The organism is Stenotrophomonas sp. YJH_SMC_14-1 (genome assembly GCF_059372275.1).
This window is the reverse complement of the sequence record NZ_JCAFVK010000003.1, coordinates 220,978-247,070: the sequence shown is the minus strand read 5'-3', so window position 1 is coordinate 247,070 and position 26,093 is coordinate 220,978. Positions and strand designations below refer to the sequence as shown.

The 26,093-nt window shown below is 64.2% G+C and carries 29 protein-coding genes; 15 read left to right on the top strand and 14 right to left on the bottom strand.

All coding sequences use genetic code 11. From position 1 onward, the window contains the following. The first annotated feature begins 134 nt into the window (after positions 1–134). Positions 135–518, top strand: a complete 384-nt coding sequence (locus tag AC5P9P_RS10585; protein ID WP_005408004.1) for an H-NS histone family protein — start codon at positions 135–137, stop codon at positions 516–518. 81 nt (positions 519–599) lie between these two features. Here AC5P9P_RS10585 and AC5P9P_RS10580 read toward each other — a convergent pair whose 3' ends face one another. Next, positions 600–1,859 carry a threonine/serine exporter family protein gene (locus AC5P9P_RS10580; protein ID WP_005408003.1) on the bottom strand — a complete coding sequence of 420 codons (1,260 nt, stop codon included), beginning with the start codon at positions 1,857–1,859 and terminating at the stop codon, positions 600–602. A 93-nt stretch (positions 1,860–1,952) separates the two neighbouring features. On the opposite strand from AC5P9P_RS10580, the gene AC5P9P_RS10575 reads away from it, so the two are divergent. Genes AC5P9P_RS10575 through AC5P9P_RS10555 form a run of 5 tightly spaced genes read left to right on the top strand, consistent with a single transcriptional unit; the run spans position 1,953 to position 6,532 of the window. Next, positions 1,953–3,074, top strand: coding sequence for an ABC transporter permease (locus AC5P9P_RS10575; RefSeq protein WP_005408002.1), 1,122 nt, complete (start codon positions 1,953–1,955; stop codon positions 3,072–3,074). Position 3,075: 1 nt separating this feature from the next. Further along, positions 3,076–3,903 carry an ABC transporter ATP-binding protein gene (locus tag AC5P9P_RS10570; RefSeq protein WP_033835490.1) on the top strand — a complete coding sequence of 276 codons (828 nt, stop codon included), beginning with the start codon at positions 3,076–3,078 and terminating at the stop codon, positions 3,901–3,903. A 3-nt stretch (positions 3,904–3,906) separates the two neighbouring features. Beyond that, entirely contained in the window at positions 3,907–4,833 is a 927-nt protein-coding gene (locus AC5P9P_RS10565; protein ID WP_033835489.1) for an MlaD family protein, read from the top strand. Next, a complete protein-coding gene (locus AC5P9P_RS10560) occupies positions 4,830–5,471 on the top strand; it encodes an ABC-type transport auxiliary lipoprotein family protein (protein ID WP_049427918.1) in 642 nt (213 codons plus the stop codon). Before AC5P9P_RS10565 ends, AC5P9P_RS10560 begins: the two co-directional genes overlap by 4 nt. After that, entirely contained in the window at positions 5,423–6,532 is a 1,110-nt protein-coding gene (locus AC5P9P_RS10555; RefSeq protein ID WP_459037043.1) for a glycosyltransferase family 2 protein, read from the top strand. The genes AC5P9P_RS10560 and AC5P9P_RS10555 overlap by 49 nt, the downstream gene beginning before the upstream one ends. On the opposite strand, the gene AC5P9P_RS10550 is transcribed toward AC5P9P_RS10555, so the two are convergent. The 9 genes from AC5P9P_RS10550 to AC5P9P_RS10510 form a co-directional block, all read right to left on the bottom strand. Beyond that, a complete protein-coding gene (locus AC5P9P_RS10550) occupies positions 6,529–7,140 on the bottom strand; it encodes an alpha-ketoglutarate-dependent dioxygenase AlkB (RefSeq protein ID WP_197632501.1) in 612 nt (203 codons plus the stop codon). The genes AC5P9P_RS10555 and AC5P9P_RS10550 overlap by 4 nt on opposite strands. A 46-nt stretch (positions 7,141–7,186) precedes the next feature. After that, positions 7,187–7,819, bottom strand: a complete 633-nt coding sequence (locus AC5P9P_RS10545) for a CoA transferase subunit B (protein ID WP_049427924.1) — start codon at positions 7,817–7,819, stop codon at positions 7,187–7,189. A gap of 1 nt (position 7,820) precedes the next feature. Further along, positions 7,821–8,552 (bottom strand): CoA transferase subunit A, encoded by a 732-nt coding sequence (locus AC5P9P_RS10540; RefSeq protein ID WP_049427926.1) that lies wholly within the window; start codon positions 8,550–8,552, stop codon positions 7,821–7,823. A 96-nt stretch (positions 8,553–8,648) separates the two neighbouring features. Further along, a complete protein-coding gene (locus AC5P9P_RS10535; protein WP_197632502.1) occupies positions 8,649–9,854 on the bottom strand; it encodes a hypothetical protein in 1,206 nt (401 codons plus the stop codon). Continuing rightward, positions 9,829–10,254, bottom strand: coding sequence for a hypothetical protein (locus tag AC5P9P_RS10530; protein WP_197632503.1), 426 nt, complete (start codon positions 10,252–10,254; stop codon positions 9,829–9,831). Before AC5P9P_RS10530 ends, AC5P9P_RS10535 begins: the two co-directional genes overlap by 26 nt. 50 nt (positions 10,255–10,304) lie before the next feature. Further along, positions 10,305–10,904 carry a hypothetical protein gene (locus AC5P9P_RS10525; protein WP_495232764.1) on the bottom strand — a complete coding sequence of 200 codons (600 nt, stop codon included), beginning with the start codon at positions 10,902–10,904 and terminating at the stop codon, positions 10,305–10,307. Further along, the gene (locus tag AC5P9P_RS10520; protein ID WP_495232763.1) at positions 10,901–11,305 is read right to left on the bottom strand and encodes a GtrA family protein; all 405 of its coding nucleotides are present in this window, start codon (positions 11,303–11,305) and stop codon (positions 10,901–10,903) included. The genes AC5P9P_RS10525 and AC5P9P_RS10520 overlap by 4 nt, the downstream gene beginning before the upstream one ends. Beyond that, on the bottom strand, positions 11,283–12,227 hold the full coding sequence (locus AC5P9P_RS10515) for a glycosyltransferase (RefSeq protein WP_197620102.1): 945 nt from the start codon (positions 12,225–12,227) through the stop codon (positions 11,283–11,285). Before AC5P9P_RS10515 ends, AC5P9P_RS10520 begins: the two co-directional genes overlap by 23 nt. Before the next feature lie 10 nt (positions 12,228–12,237). Then, entirely contained in the window at positions 12,238–13,194 is a 957-nt protein-coding gene (locus AC5P9P_RS10510; protein WP_049427977.1) for a UDP-glucuronic acid decarboxylase family protein, read from the bottom strand. Positions 13,195–13,428: 234 nt separating this feature from the next. Between AC5P9P_RS10510 and AC5P9P_RS10505 the strand changes: the two genes are divergently transcribed. Then, entirely contained in the window at positions 13,429–14,775 is a 1,347-nt protein-coding gene (locus tag AC5P9P_RS10505) for a phosphohexomutase domain-containing protein (protein WP_184013760.1), read from the top strand. 11 nt (positions 14,776–14,786) lie between these two features. Further along, a complete protein-coding gene (locus tag AC5P9P_RS10500) occupies positions 14,787–16,190 on the top strand; it encodes a mannose-1-phosphate guanylyltransferase/mannose-6-phosphate isomerase (protein WP_495232762.1) in 1,404 nt (467 codons plus the stop codon). Positions 16,191–16,283: 93 nt separating this feature from the next. Here the strand turns inward: AC5P9P_RS10500 and rfbD are convergent, their stop codons facing one another. The 4 genes from rfbD to rfbB are packed head-to-tail and all read right to left on the bottom strand — an operon-like array spanning position 16,284 to position 19,688. Next, complete coding sequence (gene rfbD, locus AC5P9P_RS10495) at positions 16,284–17,180, bottom strand: dTDP-4-dehydrorhamnose reductase (RefSeq protein WP_495232761.1); 897 nt, start codon at positions 17,178–17,180, stop codon at positions 16,284–16,286. Then, on the bottom strand, positions 17,177–17,734 hold the full coding sequence (rfbC, locus tag AC5P9P_RS10490) for a dTDP-4-dehydrorhamnose 3,5-epimerase (protein ID WP_495232760.1): 558 nt from the start codon (positions 17,732–17,734) through the stop codon (positions 17,177–17,179). Before rfbC ends, rfbD begins: the two co-directional genes overlap by 4 nt. Continuing rightward, on the bottom strand, positions 17,731–18,618 hold the full coding sequence (rfbA, locus tag AC5P9P_RS10485; RefSeq protein ID WP_495232759.1) for a glucose-1-phosphate thymidylyltransferase RfbA: 888 nt from the start codon (positions 18,616–18,618) through the stop codon (positions 17,731–17,733). The genes rfbC and rfbA overlap by 4 nt, the downstream gene beginning before the upstream one ends. A 14-nt stretch (positions 18,619–18,632) precedes the next feature. Next, on the bottom strand, positions 18,633–19,688 hold the full coding sequence (gene rfbB / locus AC5P9P_RS10480; RefSeq protein ID WP_495232758.1) for a dTDP-glucose 4,6-dehydratase: 1,056 nt from the start codon (positions 19,686–19,688) through the stop codon (positions 18,633–18,635). Positions 19,689–19,946: 258 nt separating this feature from the next. Between rfbB and AC5P9P_RS10475 the strand changes: the two genes are divergently transcribed. The 7 genes from AC5P9P_RS10475 (at position 19,947) to AC5P9P_RS10445 (ending at position 26,091) form a co-directional block, all read left to right on the top strand. Continuing rightward, positions 19,947–20,693, top strand: a complete 747-nt coding sequence (locus AC5P9P_RS10475; RefSeq protein ID WP_495232757.1) for an electron transfer flavoprotein subunit beta/FixA family protein — start codon at positions 19,947–19,949, stop codon at positions 20,691–20,693. Next, positions 20,693–21,631, top strand: coding sequence for an electron transfer flavoprotein subunit alpha/FixB family protein (locus AC5P9P_RS10470; protein WP_495232756.1), 939 nt, complete (start codon positions 20,693–20,695; stop codon positions 21,629–21,631). Before AC5P9P_RS10475 ends, AC5P9P_RS10470 begins: the two co-directional genes overlap by 1 nt. A gap of 91 nt (positions 21,632–21,722) precedes the next feature. Beyond that, positions 21,723–22,187: a GtrA family protein gene (locus AC5P9P_RS10465; protein WP_495232755.1), complete on the top strand. Its 465-nt coding sequence runs from the start codon at positions 21,723–21,725 to the stop codon at positions 22,185–22,187. A 371-nt stretch (positions 22,188–22,558) separates the two neighbouring features. Continuing rightward, on the top strand, positions 22,559–23,356 hold the full coding sequence (locus AC5P9P_RS10460; protein ID WP_197620097.1) for a glycosyltransferase family 2 protein: 798 nt from the start codon (positions 22,559–22,561) through the stop codon (positions 23,354–23,356). Next, positions 23,353–24,267 carry a hypothetical protein gene (locus AC5P9P_RS10455; protein WP_197620096.1) on the top strand — a complete coding sequence of 305 codons (915 nt, stop codon included), beginning with the start codon at positions 23,353–23,355 and terminating at the stop codon, positions 24,265–24,267. Before AC5P9P_RS10460 ends, AC5P9P_RS10455 begins: the two co-directional genes overlap by 4 nt. Next, positions 24,264–25,724 carry a hypothetical protein gene (locus tag AC5P9P_RS10450; protein WP_495232754.1) on the top strand — a complete coding sequence of 487 codons (1,461 nt, stop codon included), beginning with the start codon at positions 24,264–24,266 and terminating at the stop codon, positions 25,722–25,724. Before AC5P9P_RS10455 ends, AC5P9P_RS10450 begins: the two co-directional genes overlap by 4 nt. After that, entirely contained in the window at positions 25,678–26,091 is a 414-nt protein-coding gene (locus AC5P9P_RS10445; RefSeq protein ID WP_049427947.1) for an HAD family hydrolase, read from the top strand. Before AC5P9P_RS10450 ends, AC5P9P_RS10445 begins: the two co-directional genes overlap by 47 nt. Positions 26,092–26,093 lie beyond the last annotated feature (2 nt).

Here is a 26,093-nt window from a genome sequence, read left to right as displayed (position 1 = left end):
ACGCAATGCAGCCGGGATGCTGCCAGGCCATGACCCGCCTGCATTTGTGCTGTGATTAATTCATCTCTATTCTGTCCCGCGACGCCATGGACTGGCTCGTCCCGTCCACATTTTAGTTTCCGGAGTAACCGTAAATGAGCATTGACCTGACCGGCCTGTCGGCACGCGAGCTGGGCGCCCTGATCCGTACCGCCAAGAAGCAGCAGACCATCGTCGCCAAGCGCCGGCCAATCACCAAGGTCCGGGCCCAGCTGACCAAGCTGGCCAAGACCGAGGGTTACACCATCGAAGAACTGTTCGGCGGCGCCCCGGCACCGCGCGCGCGCAAAGCCGCCCCGGCAGCCAAGGCACCGTCCAAGACCGCCGGCCGCAAGCTGGGCAAGGTTGCCCCGAAGTACCGCAACCCGGCCAACCCCAAGGAAACCTGGACCGGTCGTGGCAAGCAGCCGCGCTGGATGGCCGAGCTGACCGCCAAGGGCAACAAGAAGCCGGAAGATTTCCTGATCAAGAAGGCCTGAGGCCAGGATCAGATTGCAATGAAAAACGCCGGCGGAAGCCGGCGTTTTTCATTCTTCGGTGTGCGGGCCAACGGTCCACACCTACAGCGTTTTGCGCGCCGGCATCAGCAGGTTGCCGAACAGCAGGCCGGCCACCAGCGCCATCACCACGTTGAGCACGGTGAGGAACACGCTTTGGCCCGCGCCAACGTCCTGCTGCTGGACCAGGGTCAGCACGCCGCGCAGGCTGGTGCTGCCGGGCACCATCATGATGATGCCGGGCAGGCGGATGATCGCTCCTGGGCGGCCAACGAGGCGGCCGAACAGATTGCCACCGGCGGTCAGCAGCATCGCTGACAGGAAGATGCCGGCCGGCGCGCCCCAGGCGTGCCCGCCGAACTTGGAGATCGCGTAACCCGCCACCGAGGCCGCGATCACCCACGGGTAATCGCGCCGGTTGGCCTTGAACAGCATCGCGAAGGCGAATGCCGCGGTCAGCAGCGAACCCCACTCCACCCACGGCCCCTGCGGCCGTGTGGCGCGGATCACCGGGTCCAGGCCGAGTACATCAGCCAGGGTCACCGCGATCATCGCGCCCACGCTGAGCTTCATGATGGTGGTCAACGCGCCGGCGAAGCGCGCGGTACCGGAGACCCAATGCTGGCTGGCGAGTTCATTGACCGCATTGGTCAGCGACATGCCCGGCAGCAGCACCACCAGCGAGGCGATGATCACCGTGTTGAGGTTGAGTGCGCCAACAAAGGACGCGACCAGGGTTGCGACCATGCCGGCCAGCAGCGCCGCCAGCGCCTCGGCCGCTTCACGGGTGGCCGGGCGACGGTCGGTGACCATGCCGAGCAGGCCGATCATCAGGCCGATGACACCGGCGGTGGCGATGTCCAGCCACGGCAGCTTCCACATGCCGGCCACGCCGGCCGCGCCCAGGGTGAATGAAAGAATGGTGCGCAGCTTGCCGCGCCGGCCCGGATCCTTGTCCAACTGGCGCAGCGCGGTGTGGCCCTGGGCAATGCTCATCCGCCCGTTGGCCACTTCCTCGGCGATATGGTCGGCGACGCTGAGCTTGTGCAGGTCGTTCTCGCCGGGCGCCAGGCGGATCACGCGGGTGATGTCGCTGGAGCCGATCGCCTGTGCCGGGTCGCTGAAACTGAGGATGATACCGGTGGGATTCGACCACGGTTCACAATCCAGATCGAGCTGGCGGGCCAGTGCCACCACCGCCGTTTCCAGGCGCTGGGCCGTGGTGCCGTAGCTGTGCAGGCGTCCGGCGATCTCGGAAACAAAGGCCACGCGCTGCGCGTAGGTGGCCTGGGGCGTGGGGATCGTGTGAGCGTCTGCGGACATGCGCCGTAGTATTACCTACTGCCGGGCCGCACTGGATAAATTCATCCGGGTTCGACGCGATGCCCCAGACAGAACGGTTATGCTGCGACCCGAATGGCCCAAGTGACCCCGAACCACGCCCCCCAGCTCGAACAGGATGCCCATGACCCGGGCCTGATCCGCCTGTCCGGCACCTGGACCTTGAAGACCGCGCTGGCCGCGGCCGAAGTCCTGCGCGGCGTTCCCGACACGCTGACCGGCATCGACGCCACCGGCATCGAGAAGATGGATTCGGCCGGCGTGCTGCAGGTACTGCGCGTAGCGCATCGCGCCGACCTTGGCGAGGACGCGTTGCAGTTCCGGCCGGACCACCAGGCGCTGGTCTGCACCATCGAGGAAGTGGCCGACGACCGGCCCCGGCCCAAGCGCGATTTCGGCGTGCTGGCGGCGCTGGAACGGCTCGGTGTCAGCGTCCATGCCACTGGCCACAACATCAAGGCGCTGTGCAGTTTCCTCGGCGAGAACCTGGTCAAAGCGGCGCGCCTGGTCAAGGAGCCCCGTCGCTTCCGCCTGACCGCCACCGTCCACCAGATGGAGCAGGTCGGGCTGGACGCAGTACCGCTGGTGGCGCTGCTGTCCTACCTGGTTGGCGCGGTGATCGCCTTCCTCGGCTCGACCATCCTGCGCGACTTCGGCGCCGAGATCTACGTGGTCGAGCTGGTCAACATCGCCTTCCTGCGCGAGTTCGCCGTGCTGCTGACCGCGATCGTGCTGGCCGGCCGCACCGCCAGTGCGTTCACCGCGCAGATCGGCGCGATGAAGGCGCGCGAGGAAATCGACGCGATGCGCACGCTGGGTCTGGATCCGATCGACCTGCTGGTGCTGCCACGCCTGCTGGCGCTGCTGGTCACCCTGCCCCTGCTGACCTTCATCGCGATGATCGCGGGCCTGGCCGGCGGCATCACTGTCGGCGCGTTCGACCTCGACATCCCGCCGCAGATGTACATCGCGCGCATGCACGAGACGATGGAAGTGCGGCACATGCTGGTCGGCCTGTCGAAGGCGCCGGTGTTCGCGCTGGTGATCGGCCTGATCGGCTGCCTGGAAGGGCTGAAGGTGGAAGGCACGGCGCAGTCGGTCGGTGAACGCACCACCTCCAGCGTGGTGCAGACGATCTCGCTGGTGATCATCATCGACGCCTTCGCGGCGTTGTGGTTCATGCACATGGACTGGTGACATGAGCACGCATCCGACCCCCGAAGACATTTCCATGCAGGACGACGACGGCCATGACCTGGCCATCCGCGTTCGCGGGCTGGTCAACCGCTTCGGCAGCCAGACCGTGCATGAAGACCTGGACCTGGACGTGCGCCGTGGCGAGATCCTGGGCGTGGTGGGTGGCTCGGGCACCGGCAAGTCGGTGCTGATGCGCTCGATCCTGGGCCTGCGCACGCCCGACGCCGGCCAGATCGAGGTGCTGGGCCGCGATGCGCGTGCCGACGACGCCGAGAGCCGCCTGCACATCGAACGCAATACCGGCGTGCTGTTCCAGGACGGCGCCCTGTTCTCTTCACTGACCGTGGGCGAGAACGTGCAGGTGCCCTTGAAGGAACACCACCGCGAATTGCCCGAGCGCTGGCACTACGAGCTGGCGCTGCTGAAGGTGAAGCTGGCCGGCCTTCCCGCCGATGCGATCAACAAACTGCCCTCGCAGCTGTCCGGCGGCATGCGCAAGCGTGCCGGCCTGGCCCGCGCGCTGGCGCTGGACCCGCCGCTGCTGTTCCTGGACGAACCGACCGCTGGCCTCGACCCGATCGGCGCGGCCGCGTTCGACCGCCTGATCAAGACCCTGCAGGAAGCGCTGGGCCTGACCGTGTTCCTGATCACCCACGACCTGGACACGCTGTACGCCATCTGCGACCGGGTCGCGGTGATCGCCGACCGCAAAGTGGTGGCCAACGCGCCGCTGCCGGACATCGAGAAACTGGATCATCCGTGGATCCAGGAATACTTCCACGGACCGCGTGCGCGTGCCGCGCGCGGCGAACAGATCGAGAGTGCCTGAGCCATGGAAACCAAAGCCAACTACGTGCTGATCGGCGCGTTCACCCTGATCACCGGCCTGGCCCTGCTGGCCTTCGGCCTGTGGGCGGCCAAGTACTCCTCCGACCGCACCTGGCAGGAATACCGCGTGGTGTTCCGCGAGGCGGTGACCGGCCTGTCGGTGGGCAGCCCGGTGCAGTACAACGGCATCGCGGTCGGTTCGATCATCGAACTGAACCTGGTGCCGGACGACCCGCGCCAGGTGGTCGCACGCATCCGCCTGAACTCGACCACCCCGGTCAAGACCGATACCCGCGCCAAACTGGCGATCACCAGCCTGACCGGCCCATCGATCATCCAGCTCAGCGGTGGCACGCCGCAGTCGCCTGCGCTGACCACGGTCAACAAGGACCCGGCCCCGATCATCCCGACCACGCCATCGGCGCTGCAGAACATCACCGACGTTGCCAACCGCATCGTCGAGCGCATGGACCAGATCCTCAGCGACCGCAACGTGGCCTCGATCAATGCGACGCTGGCCAACCTGGAGACGATCAGCGGCGGCCTGGCCGACCGCGACCAGGGTACCCAGGCGCTGCTGCTCAGCGCGCGCGACGCCGCCCGCAGCCTGGACACCACCCTTAAGACCACCAACGGTACGATCGAGCGCCTGGACAAGAACCTGGTGCAGCAGCTGCCGGGCATCATCGACAAGCTGGACGGCACCCTGGCCAAGCTCGACTCGGCCGCCGGCAACGCCGATTCGATCCTGGGCGAGAACCGCGCCGCGATCAACAGCTTCGCCAACGATGGCCTCGGCCAGCTGGGCCCGACGCTGACCGAACTGCGCGGCCTGATCCGCGACCTGCGCCGGGTCAGCGACCGCCTCGAGAACAACCCCGCGCGCTATCTGCTGGGCCGCGACGCACCGAAGGAGTTCGAACCCAAATGAGCCCGATGCCCCTTCCGCGCCTGCTGCTGGCCGCTTCGCTGGCCACCCTGCTGGGCGGCTGCTCCATCCTTGGCAGCAGCGAGAAAACCGCAGTGACGCTGTACTCGCCCGCCGTGCAGGTGAAGGCCGATCCGGCGTGGCCGCAGGCCAGCTGGCAGCTGGTGCTGGCCAAGCCCAGCGCCGCGCGCATGGTCGACAGCCCGCGCATCAACGTGCGGCCGACCCCGTCGCAGCTGGAGATCTACAAGGGCGCCAGCTGGGCGCAACCGGCCACCGACATGATCGAGGACACCCTGCTGCGTGGCTTCGAGGACTCCGGCCGCATCCGCGGCGTGGCGCGCAGCACCGCCGGCATCCGCGCCGACTACAAGCTGTCCACCGACGTACGCCGCTTCGAGTCGGACTACCAGGGCCAGGCCACGCCGACGGTGGTGATCGAGGTCAACGCCAAGCTGATCCACGTCGCCGACCAGCGCGTGGTGGCCGACCGCACGTTCCGCCAGGCGCAGCCGGTCGGCAGCACCGATGTGCCGGCCGTGACCGCCGCGTTCGAGCGTGGCCTGCAGCAGCTGGCGCAGGACATGGTGGGGTGGACGCTGGTCAGCGGGCAGAACGATCAGCCGGGCGCCCTGCACTGATCAATGGCCGGCGTGCGCGCCACGGAGGGCGGGAGGGTCTCGATGGAGGCATGCGATACTCGACGCATCCTGGCTGCACCTGGCTGCACCGTCTCCCGATGACCTCATCCGTTTCCATCGCCGTCTGCACCTACAACGGCGAGCGCTTCCTGCAGGAGCAGCTGGACAGCCTGCTGGCGCAGACACGCCATCCGGATCAGCTCGTGATCCGTGACGATGCGTCCTCCGACGGTACCCTGGCATTGCTGCGTTCGTTCGTGCCTCGTGCAGAGGCCCTGGGCATCGCGGTGGACCTGCAGGTGAATGCCCGCAACGTCGGCTATCGGCAGAACTTCGACGGCGCGCTCCGCGCCTGTACCGGCGACCTCATTTTCCTGTGCGACCAGGATGACCTCTGGTACCCGGACAAGCTGCAACGTTTCTGCACCGAGTTCGATGCCCGCCCTGAGCTGCTGGCACTGCACAGCGATGCGCAACTGATCGACGGATCCGGCCGGATGTTGTCCAAACGGTTGTTTTCCGCGTTGGGGTACCGGCCTTCGGAGCATGTGCGGATGCATGCAGGCCACGGTTTCGAGCTGCTGCTCAAGCGTCCGCTGATGACAGGGGCGGCAATGGCGCTGCGTCGCCAGGTTCTGGACGATGCATTGCCTCTTCCTGCTTCGGGCTGGGTCCACGACGCCTGGATCAGCACGCTGGCGGCCATGCGAGGGGAGATCGACAGCTTACCCGAGCCGTTGATCGGCTACCGCCTGCACGGCAACAACCAGGTGGGGCTTGGCGACCAGGATGGCGTCTCGCGCGAGGTGAGGCGGGAACGCCAATTGGAGATCGAACGACTGCAGTGCGAGCAGCTGCTGGCCCGCGCACGCGCGCTGGGCCTGCCCGTATCGCGCCTGGAGTGGATTGAACGGAAGCAGCGGCACTTGACGGTACGCACAGGGATGGGCCCTGCACGCATTCGCCGCATTCCCGCGGTGATGGCAGAGGTGTTCTCCGGCAACTACGGCTACTTCGGGCGTGGCCTGTTGACCGCCGCCATCGATTTGGTCCGGCGCTAGGCTCCGGTACGCGCGCCCGCCGTGCGTGAATGGATCCAGCGGAACGTCAGGTTGATCCGCTCCCCGCGAACCCGCGCCATCTTCGGGAGCGCGTGCTGGTAGAAGCGCTGGGTCTGCCCGCCCATCAACAACAGGTCTCCGTGGCCCAGGACGAACTCGGTCCTGCGCGCTGGCTCATCGCGCCGTCGCAGCAGAAAGCGGCGCGCAGCACCAAGGCTCACCGAAGCAATCACCGGTGCCGGCCCCAGCTCCGGCTCATCGTCACTGTGCCATCCCATGTGATCTCCCCCATCCCGATAGCGGTTCAGCAGCACGCTGTTGAAACGACTGATGTTCCCGTCCTGCAGCTGCTCACGCACGGCCTGCAGCACGGGCGGCCATGAGTACGGCACGAACTCGGCACCGGAGTAACGGTAGCGGGCCTGCGGGTCGCCGATCCAGCAGCTCAGCCGCGGCGACTCCACCCAGTTGCCGAGCATGCGGATGCGATGTACCTCCCATGGCACTTCGGCCTGCAGCGCGGCCATCAGCCGGTCGGCGTCGGCCGCAGCCAGCCAGCCCGGCAAGTGCTGGACGTCCGCATCGGGCAGATCGTGGAGGAACAACATGGCGGCCCCTCAAAGAACAGGGCGGCGCTTGGCCGCCCCCGGAACATCAGGCACGCTGGAACGCGACGCCGGTCTTTTCCTTCAGTTCGTCATCGCCGACACCCGGTGCCGCTTCCACCAGCAGCAGCCCCTCGTCGGTAACGTCGAATACGGCCAGGTCGGTGATGATGCGATCAACCACGCCGACGCCGGTCAGCGGCAGCGTGCATTCGGCCAGGATCTTGTGCTCGCCATTCTTGGCGGTGTGCTCCATCAGCACCACCACGCGCTGCACGCCGGCCACCAGGTCCATCGCGCCGCCCATGCCCTTGACCATCTTGCCGGGCACCATCCAGTTGGCCAGGTCACCCTTGTCGGTGACCTGCATGGCGCCGAGAATGGCCAGGTTGACGTGGCCGCCACGGATCATCGCGAAGCTGTCATGGCTGCCGAAATAGCTGGCACCGGCGCGTGCAGTCACGGTCTGCTTGCCGGCATTGATCAGGTCCGCGTCGACTTCAGCGTCGGTCGGGAACGGGCCGATGCCCAGCAGGCCATTTTCCGACTGCAGCCACACGTCCACGCCTTCGGGAATGTGGTTGGCGACCAGGGTCGGCAGGCCGATGCCCAGGTTCACGTAGGCACCATCGGTCAGTTCGCGGGCGGCACGTGCCGCCATCTCATCGCGGGTCCATGCCATGTCAGTTGCCCTCCGCGCGGACGGTGCGCTGCTCGATGCGTTTTTCAGGGTGTGCGTTGTGCACGATACGGTGCACGTAGATACCCGGCAGGTGCACCTGGTCCGGATCGATGGCGCCCACCGGCACGACCTCCTCGACCTCCGCAATGCAGACCTTGCCGGCCATCGCGCAGGCCGGGTTGAAGTTGCGCGCGGTCTTGCGGAACACCAGGTTGCCGGCCTCGTCGGCCTTCCACGCCTTGACCAGCGCCACGTCGGCGCGCAGGGCGGTTTCCATCACGTAGTGCTTGCCGTCGAACTCGCGCGTCTCCTTGCCTTCGGCCACCACCGTGCCGTAGCCGGTGGCAGTGAAGAACGCGGGAATGCCTGCACCGCCAGCACGCAGGCGCTCGGCCAGGGTGCCCTGCGGATTGAATTCGAGCTCCAGTTCGCCAGCCAGGAACTGCCGCTCGAACTCCTTGTTCTCGCCCACGTAGGACGAAATCATCTTCCTGATCTGGCGCGTCTCCAGCAGCTGGCCAAGGCCGAAGCCATCGACACCGGCGTTGTTGGAGATCACCGTCAGGCCCTTGGCCCCGCTGTCACGCAGCGCGGCGATCAGCGCCTCGGGAATGCCGCACAGGCCGAAGCCGCCCACGGCCAGGGTCTGGCCATCGGCGACCACGCCCTCCAGCGCCTGCGCCGCACTGGCGAAGCGCTTGCCGCGCTTGCCGGTGGAAGTCACGTGTTCCATTTCTACAGCCCCAAACGGAAAGAATGAGCGCATTCTAGCGCTACACCTGCCTACCGCTGGGATGCGCCGCAGCATGACGCCGCGGCGCGTTCCGGCTCAACGCGCGCGCGGCATCTTCGCCGTGGCGCGATGTTCCAGTGCCAGCAGCACTGCAAACCCCAGCAGCAGTGTCACCGGCATGCGGACACGGTCGACGCTGCTGCGCAGGTGCCAGTCCAGGTCATGCGGTGTTCCCAGGTAGACCAGGAACAGCAGCGTTGCATACGCCAGCGCCGCCAGCACGGCAACCGATGCCGCCGGAACCCGCAGCACCGGGCGCCAGAGCACCGCCAGCACCAGCAGCGGCACCAGCACCCAGACATCCAGCAGCAGGCGCCCGACGATCGGCAGGGTACTGCCCTCGCTGCCAAGCCGCGCCAGCAGCTGCACCTTCATGTCGCTTCCCGCCAGGTCATTGCCAACCCCTGCCTGCCCGACGGCCAGCTTCCATGCCAGCAGTGGCAGCAGGGCCACAACCGCGGCCAGGAGGATGTGCCAGCCCAGGCGACGCTCACGCAGCACGCCTTCGCCCAGCACCACGGCCGTCAACAGAGCTGCAAGCACGGCCCCCTCGTTCTTCAACATCGACAGCACGGCCACCAGCAACATGAATGCGACCAGCTCGCGACTACCACCGTGCTTCCCGGACATGCGGTGGCGCATCGCTGTCGCCACGGCAGCGACGGCGTAGACCGCCACCAGCGGATCCATGTAGCCGTTGATCAGCATGTCGCGCGCCAGGCGCAGCAGCAGCACTGCGAACAGCACGCCGCACCAGCGCGAGCGGAAACTCGGGGCGATCAGCAGCAGTGCCGGCAGCAGCAGCAGCGGTGCCACCGCCTTGGGCAGCAGCTCGTTCCAGTGCCCAGCCAATCCTGCTGCACAGGCCATCAACAACGGAACCAGTGCAGGATAGTCGTTGTGGCTCCACGGCGCGTAATCATCCAGCTGGGCGTACAACGTGCCCTCCAGGTAGATCCGCTTGGCATGGAAGAGCCAGATTGAACGCGGGTCCCAGCCATTGCTGGGGCTTCCCAGTGCGATCAACACCAGCACCAGCACGGCCAGGACCAGAGGGGCGGTACGCAGGTCACGCACAGCCGGCAGGGCGAGCAGCGCGCTGAGCACGACCGCGCCAAATGCCACCTGCACCGGCCAGCCCATCAGGCCCACGGCGGCCAGGCCGTAGCAGAGAAGAATGGAGACCAGCATGGCCAGCGCCGCACGGCGCCCTGGTTCAGCGGCAGTCGGCAAGAACGACATCTCCGCTCCTCCCCTGGACGTGGCACTGGTCAACCAGCGGATCACCGGCCCTCAGCAGGCGCTGCGGGGTATCGGTATCGCTGAACCGGACCGGATACAGCGCCTCCCACATGCGTTGCTGGATCAATGGGTCGTCCTTCAGCCCCTGCCCGAGTGAAAGCAGCGAGGGAGCGATCGGCTGCGCGCGCACCAGACCACGTGCATCCACCACCTCGCGTGGTACGGATGCCTCGAATCCCGCGTCCTCAGCGAAGGCCTGGCGCAGCAACGACGTCTGATAGTCCGATCGCTTGGCGACCGATACGAGGGAAGCGGCCAACAGCAGCACCAGGATCCCGGCAATCGCCAGGTCCCGGCGCGGGGTGCGCAGGCGGGGAGAGGTGGAGGTCATGTCATCCATGAATCGTTTCAGGAACCAACGGAAGAATCAATACGCCAGCAGCGCCCGGGCTATCGGCAACGGTAGTCAGAGGGCATCCGGCTGTCGCGGAAGGGATCGGTGAGTGCATCGGTGTACTGCCCCATCAGCAGGCGGTGGGTCGGCAGCAGGTTCTGCCGGTAGAAGCGGCCGAACGATGCGAGACGCTCGCCGCGCGCGGTCAACCGCACACAACCATCATGGATCTGCACGGTTCCAGACTGCAGCTGCTCGGTCAGGCGCACTTCCACCAGGTGGTGCTCGGGGACGTACTCTTCGATGAAGACCTGCCGGAAGGCATCCTCGCGGATGCCGCCACCACGCTGCTGCAGCTTCTCCAGGATGTAGAAGGACAGCGAACGATCGATGACGGTCGGGACCGAAATCGCGAACACGTAGCCTCCCAGCAGCCAGATGGCGGCCAGCTGGATCAGCTCGAGGCGGCTGAAATCCCTGAACCACTTCAACGCGTACAGGCCCGCAAACACCACCACCACGGCGATCACCGCGTCGAGGATGCTGGCATACAGCACCACGTTCACGCGGAACTGGCGCATGTGGACGTAGTAGACCAGCAGCAGGGTGGCAATGAACGCCAGGGTTGCCAGCGCGGCACGCAGATACTTGTTCATTTGAACACCAGGAATTTGTTGGCAACGAAGCTGAAAGCCATCTGCATCCCCGTGGCCAATACGAATCCGATGCGATAGTCCAGACCCCATCGATCGGCCCAGACGTACATCACCAGCGCATGCAGCACGGCGATCGCCGCGTAGATCAGCAGGAACAGCGAGCCCTGCCGCGCCAGGCTGCCCTGCCTGCCATGGAAAACGAAGTAGCGGCTGCCGAGGAACGATACGGTGATGCCGAAGACCGCTGCAATCGCATTGGCCGCCGCGGCCAACGGGATGTGCAGCACCTCAATGTTGAAGTGCAGCACTCCATAGTGCACTGCGGTGGCGAGCAGGCCATTGATCACGTAGCGGACGGCCTGTCCGCCCAGCGCATCCTTAGCCACTGCGGCGGCCGGCATGCAGGACCTCGTCGACGAACTCGCGATAGCTGCCCACGCTCATGACACCACCGCCGCGCATCATCCCCGACAACATCAGGATGATCAGCGTCAGTGCCGCGGTCTGCAGGAACACCAGCACCAGGATGCCGAATGCCAGCGAGAACCAGCCCTGTGATGCAAAGCCCAGCATCTTCAGCCCGGTGGCGACGATGCCGCCGATGATCGACAGTGCCGCCACCATGGTGCAGGCGATGCCCACGCGTACCAGCACGTCCTCGGCAAACACCATCAGTGCACGGAATCCGTGCAGGGCCAGGCCGACGAAGTTCATCTTGCTGCGGCCGGCATAGCGCGGACCACGATCCAGCGCACAGGTCTGCACGCGCAGCTTAGAGCCCAGTACGCAGGCTGCAACGTGGATCCACAGCTCCTGCATCGATGCCAACCGGCGCACCGCCGGCATCTTCGCCGCCATGAAGTTGCCGAAGCTGATCTGGCGCCCGCTGAGCAGCGAGAACAGCAGCTTGTAGACAATGTAGAACGACTTGAACTTCAGCGATTCGACCCGGCTGCGACGACTGGCCACCACCACGTCGACATCGGCCGAATCCAGGCCCGCCACCAGTTCGGTGATGCTCTCCGGCGTATCCTCGCCATCGGAATCCATCACCACGACAATGTCATTGCCATCGAAGTGTTCGGCCACATAGCCCAGGCCGATGGCGATCGCACGCTGATGCCCGACATTGCGACGCAGGCGGATCACCACGCCCTCCAACCCTGAAGCCTCAATGGCGCTGATCGGCAATGGCTGCCGCACCGAGCCGTCGTCCACGGCCACCAAATAGGTGTCCGGGCCCTGGGTGCGGGCGAGCTCGACAAACAGCTTCGAGGAGGCTTCCAGATCCTCGTAGACCGGCATCACCACGATCTTTCGCATCGTCGCCACCTCAGGCCTGCAAGCGATGGCGGAAATAGGCGATGGTCTCCTTAAGGCCGTCCTCCAGGCCGACCTTGGGCTCCCAGCCCAGATCCGCTTTGGCCAGGCTGATATCCGGCTGGCGTTGGCGTGGATCATCCAAGGGCAGCGGGCGGTACTCGATCTTCGACCTGCCACCGACGAGGCGGAGCACGGTCTCGGCCAGTTCCAGCATGGTGTACTCGGACGGATTGCCGATATTGATCGGACCGGTGAGATCAGCTGGCGAGTCCATCAGCCGCAACATGCCTTCGATCAGGTCATCGACATAGCAGAAGCTGCGCGTCTGGCTGCCATCACCATAGATGGTGATCGGCTCGCCCTTCAGCCCCTGCACGATGAAGTTGCTGACCACCCGGCCATCATTGGGATGCATGCGCGGGCCATACGTGTTGAAGATGCGCATGACCTTGATCTCCAGCTGGTGCTGGCGCCAGTAATCGAAGAACAGCGTTTCGGCGCAACGCTTGCCTTCGTCGTAGCAGCTGCGGATGCCGATCGGGTTGACCCGGCCCCAGTAGCCTTCTACCTGCGGATGGATTTCCGGATCGCCGTACACCTCACTGGTGCTGGCCTGCAGGATGCGCGCGCGCAGACGCTTGGCCAGGCCGAGCATGTTGATCGCGCCATGCACGCTGGTCTTGGTGGTCTGCACCGGGTCCTGCTGGTAGTGGATCGGTGACGCCGGGCAGGCCAGGTTGAAGATCCGGTCCACTTCCACATAGAGCGGGAACGTCACGTCATGGCGCATGAGCTCGAACCGTGGGTGGCCCAGCAGCCCATCCACGTTCGCCTTGCTACCGGTGTAGAAGTTGTCCACGCAGAGGACGTCATGGCCGCCCGCGATGAGCCGATCGCACAGATGCGACCCGAGGAAGCCCGCGCCACCGGTCACCAGCACGCGTTTCTGATCGTGAGTGAATTTCAAAGCAAACCTCGATCCTTCTGGAACAACAGGCCAATCGGCGATGGCCACGCGGGCCATGTCCTCGGTCGTCAGCGCGCAATTGTATGCGAACTGCCTGCTGGCCATGGCCCATCGACGGGGAATCGGCCCGCCCCACTCCCATGTCGGCGCTACCGGCCGGGCGTCCCTGACTCACCGGCCGTTTGCAGACCCTCCCGCTATAATCAGGTTTCTCTATCCGGATGGACTGCTTCGATGCCCCTGCCCGCCTTCAAGGCCTATGACATCCGTGGCCGCGTGCCCGAGGAACTGAACGAAGACCTGGCTCGCCGCATCGGCGTGGCCCTGGCCGCACAGCTCGCGCCGGGCCCGGTGGTCCTCGGCCATGATGTGCGCCTTACCAGTCCGGCACTGCAGGATGCGCTGGCCGCAGGCCTGCGTGGGACCGGCCGTGAGGTGATCGACATCGGCCTGTGCGGCACCGAAGAGGTCTACTTCCAGACCGATCACCTCGGCGCAGCCGGCGGCGTGATGGTCACCGCCAGCCACAACCCGATGGATTACAACGGCATGAAGCTGGTGAAGGAAAACGCACGGCCGATCAGCTCCGATACCGGCCTGTTCGCGATTTCCGACGCGGTCGCCGCCGATACCTCCGAGGCCCAGCCGCCGCGTGCCGGCCAGGTCGCCCAGCATGACAAGAGCGCCTACATCCAGCACCTGCTGAGCTATGTCGACGCCGGCAAGCTGAAGCCGCTGAAGCTGGTGGTCAATGCCGGCAACGGCGGCGCAGGCGCCATCGTCGATCTGCTGGCACCGCACCTGCCGTTCGAGTTCATCCGCATCTGCCACGAGCCGGACGGCAGCTTCCCCAACGGCATCCCCAACCCACTGCTACCGGAAAACCGCGCCGCCACCGCCAATGCGGTGCGCGAACACGGTGCCGACTTCGGCATCGCCTGGGACGGTGACTTCGACCGTTGCTTCTTCTTCGACCACAGCGGCCGCTTCATCGAGGGCTATTACCTGGTCGGCCTGCTGGCCAAGGCGATCCTGGCGCGCCATCCCGGCGGCAAGATCGTGCATGACCCGCGCCTGGTCTGGAACACCGTGGACATGGTCGAGCAGGCCGGCGGTGTCGCGGTGCAGTGCAAGAGCGGCCATGCCTTCATCAAGGAAAAGATGCGTGCCGAAGACGCGGTGTACGGCGGCGAGATGAGCGCGCACCACTATTTCCGCGAGTTCGCCTACGCCGACTCCGGCATGATTCCGTGGCTGCTGATCGCCCAGCTGGTTTCCGAGAGCGGCCGTTCGCTGGCCGACTGGGTTGAAGATCGCATGGCCGCCTACCCGTGCAGTGGCGAGATCAACTTCAAGGTCGCCGATGCCAAGGCCGCCGTTGCGCGCGTGATGGAGCACTTCGCGGCGCAGTCGCCCACGCTGGACCACACCGACGGCATCAGCGCCGACTTCGGCAGCTGGCGCTTCAACCTGCGCAGCTCCAACACCGAACCGCTGCTGCGCCTGAACGTCGAAGCGCGTGGTGACGCGTCGCTGATGCAGGCGCGTACCGACGAAATCTCCCGTCTCATCCAGCAGTAACCGAGGCCCGCATGAGCAGCATCCAGCCCGTCATCCTGTCCGGTGGATCCGGTACCCGCCTGTGGCCGCTTTCGCGCGAGGCCTACCCGAAGCAGTTCTTGCCACTGGCCGGCGAGCTGACGATGCTGCAGGCCACCTGGCAACGCGTCGCCCCACTGGCGGCGCGTGGCCCGCTGGTGATTGCCAACGAGGAACACCGCTTCGTTGCCGCCGAACAGCTGCAGCAGGTCGGCGCCGAACCGGCCGCGATCATCCTTGAACCGGTGGGCCGCAATACTGCACCGGCGATTGCCGTGGCCGCGCTGGAGGCCACCCGTGACGGTGCCGACGCGCTGCTGCTGGTGCTGCCCTCCGATCATGTAATCACTGATGAAGCAGCCTTCCGCAGTGCAGTGCAGGCCGCAGCAAGCGCCGCCGACGCCGGCAAGCTGGTGACCTTCGGCATCGTACCGACCGGCCCGGAAACCGGTTATGGCTATATCAATGCCGCTGATGGACAGGGCGTGCGCGCGGTCGAGCGTTTCGTCGAGAAGCCCGACCTGGAGACCGCTACCGGTTACGTCAGCAGCGGCCAGTACTACTGGAACAGCGGCATGTTCCTGTTCAAGGCGTCGCGTTACCTGCAGGAGCTGGAGCGCTTCCAGCCGGAAATGCTGGCCCGCAGCCGCCAGGCTTGGCAGCAGGCGCGCCGCGATGCCGACTTCACCCGCCTGGACAGGGATGCCTTCACGGCGGTGCCGTCGGACTCGATCGACTACGCGGTGATGGAAAAGACTGCCGATGCAGTCGTGATCCCGCTGGATGCCGGCTGGAACGATGTCGGTTCGTGGACCGCACTGCGCGATGTCTCGCAGCAGGATGGCGACGGCAACGCCCACCAGGGCGATGTGATCGCCATCGACTGCCGCAATACCTATGCCTATGCCCAGCGCCTGGTGGCACTGGTCGGCCTGGACGATGTGATCGTGGTCGAGACCGACGATGCGGTGCTGGTCGGCAGGGCAGACCGCATGCAGGAGGTCAAGACCGTGGTGGCCAAGCTGAAGGCCGAAGGCCGCAGCGAGGCGACCTGGCACCGCAAGGTGTATCGCCCCTGGGGCGCCTACGATTCGATCGACAACGGCGAGCGTTTCCAGGTCAAGCGGATCACGGTCAAGCCCGGCGGCACGCTCAGCCTGCAGATGCATCACCACCGCGCCGAGCACTGGATCGTGGTCAGCGGCACCGCCGAGGTGACCCGTGGCAGCGAGGTGATCCTGCTCAGCGAGAACCAGAGCACCTACATCCCGCTGGGCGTGACGCATCGCCTGCGCAATCCCGGCAAGCTGCCGCTGGAACTGATCGAAGTGCAGTCAGGCAGTTATCTGGGCGAGGATGACATCGTGCGTTTCGAGGATACGTACGGGCGGAGTTGAGGCATCAACGCCTGCGCCCCACGGTAGCGCCGGCCCATGGCCGGCGAGCGCAGCGGCTTGCAAGCATCCGCCGGGCGTGGCCCGGCGCTACCCTTATCGGGCAATCTCTGCCATCACCCGCTTCAGGCCGTCCTGCCATGCCGGCAGCACGATGCCGAAATCCTGTTGCAGTTTGCGATTGTCCAGCACCGACCAGGCTGGGCGCTTGGCCGGGGTCGGATACTCGGAACTGGGAATCGCCTCGACGGTCGGCACCTTGACCAGCGCGCCAGTGGCCAACGCTTCGGCGAAGATCGCCTCGGCAAAGCCGTGCCAGCTGGTCTGGCCACTGGCGGTCAGATGCCAGGTGCCGGACAGACGGCCCGGGTGCTGCAATGCCTGCGCGGTCACATCGGCAATCAGCGCGGCCGGCGTGGGCGTACCGATCTGGTCGGCCACCACCCGCAACACATCGCGCTCGGCGCCCACGCGCAGCATGGTGCGCAGGAAGTTCGCGCCATGCGAGGCATAGACCCAGGCCGTGCGGAAGATCAGGTGGCGACCACCAGCCGCGCGTACGGCATCCTCGCCATCTCGCTTGCTGGTGCCATATACACCCAGCGGCGCAGTCGACTCATCTTCGCGGTACGGCGCGGAACCCTGACCATCGAACACATAGTCGGTGGAGTAATGCACGAACGGCACGCCATGCGCCGCACACCATCGTGCGATCACACCCGGTGCCTGCGCATTGGCAGCGAAGGCGGCCTCTGCGTCCTGCTCGGCACGATCCACAGCCGTGTAGGCCGCAGCATTGACCACGATCGACGGCTGCAGGCGGTCCAGCAGCGCCGGCAGACTGTCGGGCTGGCTGAAATCGGCCGTTTCGCAGGCACTGCCATCTGGCAACCGGCCACTGCGCGTGGTTGGCACCACCGTACCCAGTGGTGCCAAAGCGCGCAGCAGTTCCTGGCCGACCTGGCCGTTGCCGCCGAACACCAGCACCGTCATGGGGTGTAGACCGGCAGGCGGTCTTCGGCGATGTCTTTCAGGAATGGGGCGTTCTCGTCCTTGGCCGATAGCGTCGGCGCACTGATCGGCCAGTCGACAGCGATATCGGCATCGTTCCAGCGTACGCCAGCATCGGCCTCCTTTACGTAGACATCGGTGCACAGATAGTTGAACAGCGCCGTATCAGAAAGCACAGCGAAGCCGTGCGCGAACCCTTCTGGAATCCAGAACTGCCGCTTGTTTTCGGCGCTCAGGATCACCGCTTCCCAGCGTCCGAAGGTCGGCGAGCCGCGGCGGATGTCCACCGCGACGTCATAGACTTCACCCTGCAGCACCGAGATCAGCTTGCCCTGCGGGCGCGGCCACTGGTAATGGAGGCCACGCAGCACGCCCTTGCTCGACGACGAAACATTGCTTTGTACGAAGCCGCCCTCCAGCCCCGCCTCAGCGAACCGGTCGGCATTCCATGTTTCAAAGAAAAATCCGCGGGCATCGCCGAACACGTTCGGCTCGATCACTTTGCAGCCAGCCAGACTCGTCTCGATGACTTTCACGGCACGACACCACGCTGCAACAGCTTGACCAGATACTGGCCATAGCCATTCTTGCTCAATGGTGCAGCCAGTTCCTCAAGCTTGGCCGCATCGATCCAGCCCTGCCCGAAGGCGATCTCTTCAGGGCAGCACACTTGCAGGCCCTGCCGGGTCTGGATGGTCTCGATGAAGTTCGAGGCTTCCAGCAACGACTGATGGGTACCCGTATCCAGCCAGGCGTAGCCGCGACCCAGTGCTTCAAGGTGCAGGTTGCTCTCTGCCAGATAGCGCTTGTTGAGATCGGTGATTTCCAGCTCGCCGCGCGGCGAAGGCTTCAACTCGGCCGCGTACTCGCTGGCTTTTCCATCATAGAAATACAGGCCGGTCACAGCATAGTTCGAACGCGGATTCTCGGGCTTCTCGACCAGATCGATCACTCTGCCATCCTTGTTGAACTCGGCCACGCCATAGCGTTCCGGATCATTCACCCAGTAACCGAACACCGTGGCACCTGCATCCCGCTGGTCGGCACGCCTGAGCACCTCGCGCAGGCCGGTCCCGTGGAAGATGTTGTCTCCCAGCACCAGGCAGCTCCGCTTGCCGGCCACGAAGTCGCGACCGATCAGATAGGCCTGCGCCAGCCCATCGGGGCTGGGCTGCACTGCGTACTGGATGTCCATGCCCCATTGCGAACCGTCGCCCAGCAACTGCTGGAAAAGCGACTGCTCGTGCGGCGTATTGATGATCAGCACCTCACGGATGCCCGCCAGCATCAGCACGCTGAGCGGGTAGTAGATCATCGGCTTGTCGTATACCGGCAGCAGCTGCTTGCTGACGCCCTTGGTGATCGGATACAGCCGGGTGCCGGAGCCACCGGCGAGGATGATGCCCTTGCGCTGGGTCATGTCGTCTCCTGGGTTCAGGCCGCAGTGCCGATGCGCTGCAGACGGTAGCTGCCGTCGAGCACGCCATTGACCCATTCCTGGTTGTCCAGGTACCAGTCGACGGTGAAGGTGATGCCCTGCTCGAAGGTATAGGCCGGTTCCCAACCGAGGTCGTTCTTCAGCTTGGAGGCATCGATCGCGTAACGGCGGTCGTGGCCGGGGCGATCGGTCACATAGGTGATCTGGCTGCTGCGCGGCTGCCCATCCGCACGCGGGCGACGCTGGTCCAGCAGCCGGCAGATGGCCTGCACCACTTCGATGTTCTGCTTTTCCGAGTTGCCACCGACGTTGTAGGTCTCGCCAACCTGGCCTTTGGCCAGCACGGTACGGATCGCCTCGCAGTGGTCGGACACGAACAGCCAGTCGCGCACCTGCTTGCCATCGCCGTACACCGGCAACGGCTCACCGGCCAGCGCCTTGGCGATCACCAGCGGGATCAGCTTCTCGGGGAAGTGGTACGGGCCGTAATTGTTGGAGCAGTTGGTGGTCAGCACCGGCAGCCCGTAGGTGTGATGGAACGCACGCACCAGGTGATCGGAGGCGGCCTTGGACGCCGAATACGGCGAATTCGGCGCATACGGGGTGGTTTCGCTGAACTTGCCGGTCTCACCCAGGGTGCCGTACACCTCGTCGGTGGACACATGCAGGAAGCGAAACGCCGCGCCCTGCTCGGCCGGCAGTGCCTTCCAGTAGTCGCGCACGGCTTCCAGCAGGCCCAGGGTGCCCACCACGTTGGTCTGGATGAAGGCGCCCGGGCCGTCGATGGAACGGTCGACATGGCTTTCAGCAGCGAAGTTCAGCACCGCATCGGGCCGGTGTTCGGCCAGCAGGCGCGCGACCATCTCGCGGTCACCGATGTCGCCCTGCACGAACACGTGGTTGGGATTGCCCTCCAAGCTGGACAGGGTTTTCAGGTTGCCGGCGTAGGTCAGCACGTCAAGGTTGACGACCTTTATGCCACGGGCGACCGCTTCGAGAACAAAGTTACCGCCAATGAATCCGGCACCGCCGGTGACAAGCCATGTGGGCACTACCTGTTCTCCTGTTGATGATCCATGTGGGCCGCACCCGGCAGCCCGACTCAGCGCAACAGGATACATCGGGGGCACCTTCACGACTGCCCTCACACCGTGAACAACACGCATGGCCTCGCGGATTCTGCCGCATCGCAACAAAACCATACGCATTCGCATGGTGCCCCGTCACCCGCTAGAATCGGGACCCCACCCCCGAACCGGTTGCTGTGCGAGGACCGGACGTTCTCTCCGTTATTGAAGGACCCGTACCAGATGAAAATCCTCGTCGCGTACAAGCGCGTGGTGGACTACAACGTCCGCATTCAGGTCAAGCCGGACGGTTCCGGCGTGGTCACCGACGGCGTCAAGCTGTCCCCCAACCCCTTCGACGAAATCGCCCTGGAAGAAGGCCTCCGCCTGCGCGACAAGGGCATCGCCAGCGAAGTGGTGGTCGCCACCATCGCTCCGGCCGATGCCCAGGCGCACCTGCGCAACGGCCTGGCCATGGGCGCCAACCGCGCGGTCCATGTGGTCACCGACCAGGCCATCCAGCCACTCACCGCCGCACGCACCCTGCTCAAGCTGATCGAGAAAGAACAGCCGGACCTGGTGATCCTCGGCAAGCAGGCCATCGACGATGACGCCAACCAGACCGGCCAGATGCTGGCCACGCTCTGGGGCCGCCCGCAGGCGACCTTCGCCAGCAAGCTCGAGGTCGCCGACGGCAAGGCCACGGTGACCCGCGAGGTCGACGCCGGCCTGGAAACGCTGGAAGTGGACCTCCCGGCGGTGGTCACCACCGACCTGCGCCTGAACGAACCGCGCTTCATCAAGCTGCCGGACATCATGAAGGCCAAGGCCAAGCCGCTGGAGACCCTGCAGCTGGCCGACCTCGGGGTTGAAGCCGCCGACACCTTCAAGACCAACCACTATGCCGCGCCGTCCAAGCGCAGCAAGGGCGTGATGGTCAAGGACGCGGCCGAACTGGTTGCTGCACTCAAGCAGAAGGGGCTGCTGTAATGAGCAAGATTCTCGTCATCGCCGAACACCACGACGGCAGGCTCAACGCCGCCACCGCCAAGACCGTCAGCGCCGCCGCTGCCATCAGCGGTGCCAGCATCGACGTGCTGGTGCTGGCCGCCGATCCGGCCGCCGTCGCCGCTGAAGCCGCGAAGATTGCTGGCGTCGCCAGGGTCCTGACCGTTGCCAACGCCGCCAATGCGCAGGCCATCGCCCAAGTGCTGGCACCGCAGATCGCGCAGCTTGCAAAGGGCTACACCCACGTGTTCGGCCCATCGACCACCTTCGGCAAGGACCTGATGCCGTGCGTGGCCGCCCTGCTCGGCGTCAACCAGGTATCCGACCTGATGAGCGTTGAACGCAGCCACACCTTCAAGCGCCCGATCTACGCCGGCAACGCGATCATCACCGTGGAAGCCCCGGCCGACCAGATCGTGGTCGCCACCGTGCGTGCCGCGTCGTGGCCGGAAGCCGCCCAGGGTGGCAGCGCTGCCATTGAAGCGGCCAGCGTCGACGCCGCTCTGCCGGCCCACACCCGCTTCATCGGCCTGGCCGCCGGTGCCAGCGACCGCCCGGACCTGCAGAGCGCCAAGCGCGTGGTCTCCGGTGGCCGTGGCGTTGGTTCGGAAGAGAACTTCAAGGTCATCTTCCAGCTGGCCGACAAGCTCGGTGCCGCGGTCGGTGCCTCGCGCGCCGCGGTCGACGCCGGCTACGTGCCCAGCGACCTGCAGGTCGGCCAGACCGGCAAGATCATCGCGCCGGAACTGTATGTGGCCGTCGGCATCAGCGGTGCCATCCAGCACCTGACCGGCATCAAGGACGCCGGCACGATCGTGGCGATCAACAAGGACGGCGATGCGCCGATCTTCGAGATTGCCGACATTGGTCTGGTGGGGGATCTGTTCGCGATCCTGCCGGAGCTGGAGACATTGCTCTGATGAGGTGCGCTGGCAGTTGGATTCTGCTGGTCGCGGAAGAAGGCGCGCGCGCGCGCGCGCCTGCCTTCCTGGCACGGCGGGGAACTGCGCCATGACAAGTACGCCGTTGGTCGGCGTCCGTGCTGGCTTCCGGAATTTACTGAAGCAGTACGCAGGCTTCTTCATCGTTTCAGGCACCGGGCTTGTAATCGCCGTGGGCCTGCTGTGGCTGCTGGTACACCTGGTACACCTGCCGGTGGGATGGGCCAACGCCATCGCAGATACCTCCGCAGCAACCTTCGTGTTTCTGGTTTCCCGCCAGAGGATTTTTGACGGCGCTGGCGGACACGATGGGCTCAAGTATCTGGCATGGCTGGCCTGGCAGGCGGTTCACATAATGCTGATTTCGCTCGCCTTGGCTTGGCTGACGAGCACGTTCGGTCCTCGCTTGCACGACATTACGTCAGGCAGCCCGGAGACGCTTCTCAAGATTGCCATCACACCATTCACAATGACCCTCAACTTCGTTGTTGCTCGACTTCTTCTCCATTCCGGCAATGCCAAGGAAAATTCCTGATCCAAGCCTGCGAGACCCAATCAGCCGGCCTCCGTCTGGCCTGAGTGAAGTGAGCCCAACAGCGCTGATAGCTCCTCGGCATCCGGATCCCCGAGCCAAGGCAATCGTCCAACCCGGGGCAGGTGCGATTCCAGGGGAGGCGGGTCGCGCGCCTTCCATGCCAACGGGTCGCCAACCAGGGGCGGAGGATCATGGAGATGCCCTCATGTGATGTTAATATCTCCCGTCCTGTGACGCTATTGACCGCACCTTCGGTTCGCTCCCGCGCGGAACTTCCCTGAACCGTTGCCTGAGAGGTGTCGCCATCTTGCGGGGCGCCATTCAAATACACTGTCGCACGACCTATTCCCGCCGCAATCAGAAAGAGACGCATGAGCAGACACCTTGTCTTCATCCCCGCCTATAACTGTGCGCGACAGATTGCCCGTGTGCTCAGGCAGTTCGAATCGCTCCCGACTGGCTTCGTTGATCGTGTCCTCGTGATCGACAACCGGAGCACCGACGAGACGCTTCAGGTCGCATGCGACGCAGCCCGTCAGTTCACGAGCTGCGAGATTCAGGTCTGCCGCAACGTGGAAAACTATGGATTGGGTGGATCGCAGAAGGTGGGTTTCGCGCATGCCTTGGAGAACGGGTTCGAACGCGTAACGATTCTGCATGGCGACGATCAGGGGTCGATTGCCGATCTTGTCCCGGCGTTGTCCGGGGACAGCGTAAATCTGGATGCGCTGCTGGGCGCACGATTCATGCCCGGTAGCACCCTGCCTGGTTACTCCGCTTTTAGAACCTTCGGCAACGAAGTGTTCAACCTGCTGTTCTCGCTCGTGGCTCGCAAGCGGCTGCATGACCTGGGGTCAGGCCTGAACAGCTACCGTACTGCAATCTTCAGGGGTGGCTTCCATCTACGCTTCCCGGATGACCTAACTTTCAACTACTGCATGGTGCTGGCTCACAGCCACCTGCGCCACAGCATGACGTTCTTCCCGATCACTTGGCGGGAGGACGACCAGATTTCGAATGTCAGACTTTTCCGCCAGGCATCAAAGGTGCTGGCACTGCTGGGCGCCTTCGCCTTGCGGCCACGCGCCTTTCTATCCAGGGATCACCGACAGCGCGTAGCTGCGGATTACAGGACCGAGGTGATCTACCAATCGAGGACGGGGGCGTGAGGATATTGCCCCGCCTCCTCGACCTTGTGCTACCTGCGGCTGCGCTTGGGCTGGCCATCTTCTGGCTGACGACCCGCACCCACCTTGGCCCTGGAATCTGGGTAGCGGTGATCGCATACGCCATCTCTCATTTAATGCGCGTGTCGCGGCTGGTGATGTTTTTCATCTTCGAGAAGCCTTCGCTGGCAAATGTGTCGGCGACCCATGCATGGAGCACCTGGCTCAGTGCGGTGGCTCCATTCAAGCTCGGTGAGCTCACCAGGGCATGGGCCATCATGCGGCTCGCCCGCAAGCCTGCGGCTGGCTTGGCAGCCTATGCCAGCGAAAAGGTGCTCGATGCCTCAGTCCTGTTGTTGGCCATTCTGGCTCTGACTTCGAGCGGATACAGCGATGCAGCAATCGGCCTGCTCGCTGCGGTGCTTCTAACCGTGCTTCTGTTTGCACTTGCCGCCTATCTCACCAGTCGCGCAACTTCCACAGAACTTCGTCAGCTCATCCTGGTTGGCTCCAGCAGCGTGCGTGGACTGCACGCATTGACCTTACTTAATACATTCGAGGCAGCCTTCAGCGCATTCCGGCAGATGATGGGCGGCCGCGTCCTTCTTCTGCTCCTGGTGACCATTGGAATCTGGATCCTTGATTTCACTGCGTTCTACCTTATCGCCATGAACGTCGACCCTGCACCTGGTCAGCTCGCGGGCTTCATCGATATGTTCGAATCCGTCCTGCTGCAGTCGGCATTCTCACCTTGGCACGCAGGCTACTGGAACGTAGTCACCCTGACTCTCGCCACGGCAACCATTCCATCGAGCATCTATTGCCTTTACAGCTCGCTGGCACGGCGCCGCTCCAGGCAGACCAGCTACCGCATTGAGCATAGGCAGAAGCGCTATTCCGGAGAACAAGCATGACGTTGCACCTTGTCATTGACGATCGCCAGACGGCATCCCCCCCCGTCAGTGACCTGATCGGGCATCGGCGGTTCGGCGAGGTCAACTACCGCCGGAGTGCCCTGCTTGGCTGGATGAAGGCTCGAGCAATGGAGGTGGGCTGCAGCGATATCCACGTTGTCCGTTCCGATGGCGACCTCACACAGGCAATAGAACAGGCGAATCTGAACGAGTGCAGGACACTCATGGTTCCAGCGTGCGTTTGGATCCGTGATATCGGTAGCGGTTCCGCGCTGATAAAGCGCCTGGTACTTGCTGCCATCGACGCGCACATTCGTGTTGGAAACCAAGCAGTGCTGTATAGCGCTTCGGGGATATCCCTGGGAAGGCTGATAAAAGGTCTGGACCAGCCGCCGCTTCCTGGTTTGGTGGTCATGGATGGCTCGGATGCGTTCGTCGACCTGAATGACTACCGGAACTGCTTGTCGCTTCTGTCAGGGGCATTCGAGGCCCGCCATTTCAATGACATCCGCGCCGATGAGCTCACCATCAGCAAGCGCTCTTCCAACGCCCGCAAAATTACTGCCGAGCATGATTACTGGCACCTGCTTCCTCAAGCGATGCGGCGATGGTTTGTCATGCCCTATGACCTGCGCGTGGAAGCCAGTGGCGCAGAATATCGGATGGAAAGACTGCAGGTTGCTGACGTAGCCCTGCAATGGGTTCATGGCGCCATATCCGGCCCCGAACTACAGCAAGTGCTTTCCCTGCTGCGCGCGTTCCTTCAAGAACGTCCAAGCCGTCAGGTAGATGTCGAGGTCTGCAGCGCCACACAGCGTGAGCTCTATCTGAACAAGCTCATGCGCCGGATGGAGGAATTGCGCGCACTGCCGGAGGGCCGCGAGCTGGAGAACTGGCTTGCCATCGGCACGCCATACACGTCGTTCGATGAACTGACAGCCCGCTACACCGACCTGTACAACAAGGTCACCCAAAGCGTCCCAGTAGCCACGTCTCGAGAGTGCATCGGGCACGGAGACCTATGCTTCTCAAACATGCTGTATGAGCGTCACGGCAGGCTTCTTAAACTAATTGACCCCAAGGGCGCCATCACAGAAGCCGAACTGTGGACCGACCCCAGTTACGACGTCGCCAAACTCTCGCATTCGATCCTCGGCGACTATGACTTCATCAACCAGGATCTATATCGACTTGAAGTTGACCAAGATGGGCGGCTGAGCTTGATCGTCAATGCACACGCGGGCATTGATGAAGCAAAGAATAGATTCCTTGAGTGGCTCACCGATAACGGTTACGACCCCCTGCTTGTCCGCCTCCACGAACTGTCTTTGTTCCTGTCAATGCTGCCATTGCACATTGACAGAAAGCACAAAGTTCTCGCATTCCTGATCAACGCAACGGATATCCTTCATGACATCGAGCAAAACTATCAGCAACGATTCAACACTGGTCATTGATGTCGATGGCACGCTCTGTCCGATCAAGAAGGACGGCGAGAGCTACTCGGATCTCGTGCCTTATCCGGAGATAATTTCCCGAATGCGTGAATATCGTGAGCTGGGCTTCCGGATCGCGCTCAGCACTTCCCGCAACATGCGGACGTTCGATGGCAACCTCGGGCGCATCAATGCAGTCACTGCGCCACAGATGGTGGAGTGGTTGCAGCGCTGGGATATCCCTTACGACGAGCTCTACTTTGCCAAACCCTGGCCAGGAAAGGACGGGTTCTACGTCGACGACCGCACGGTCAGGCCCGATGAGTTCCGCGACTTGTCCTTTGATCAGATCCGGAACTTGCTGAATGGCGACAGGGACACGGATTAATC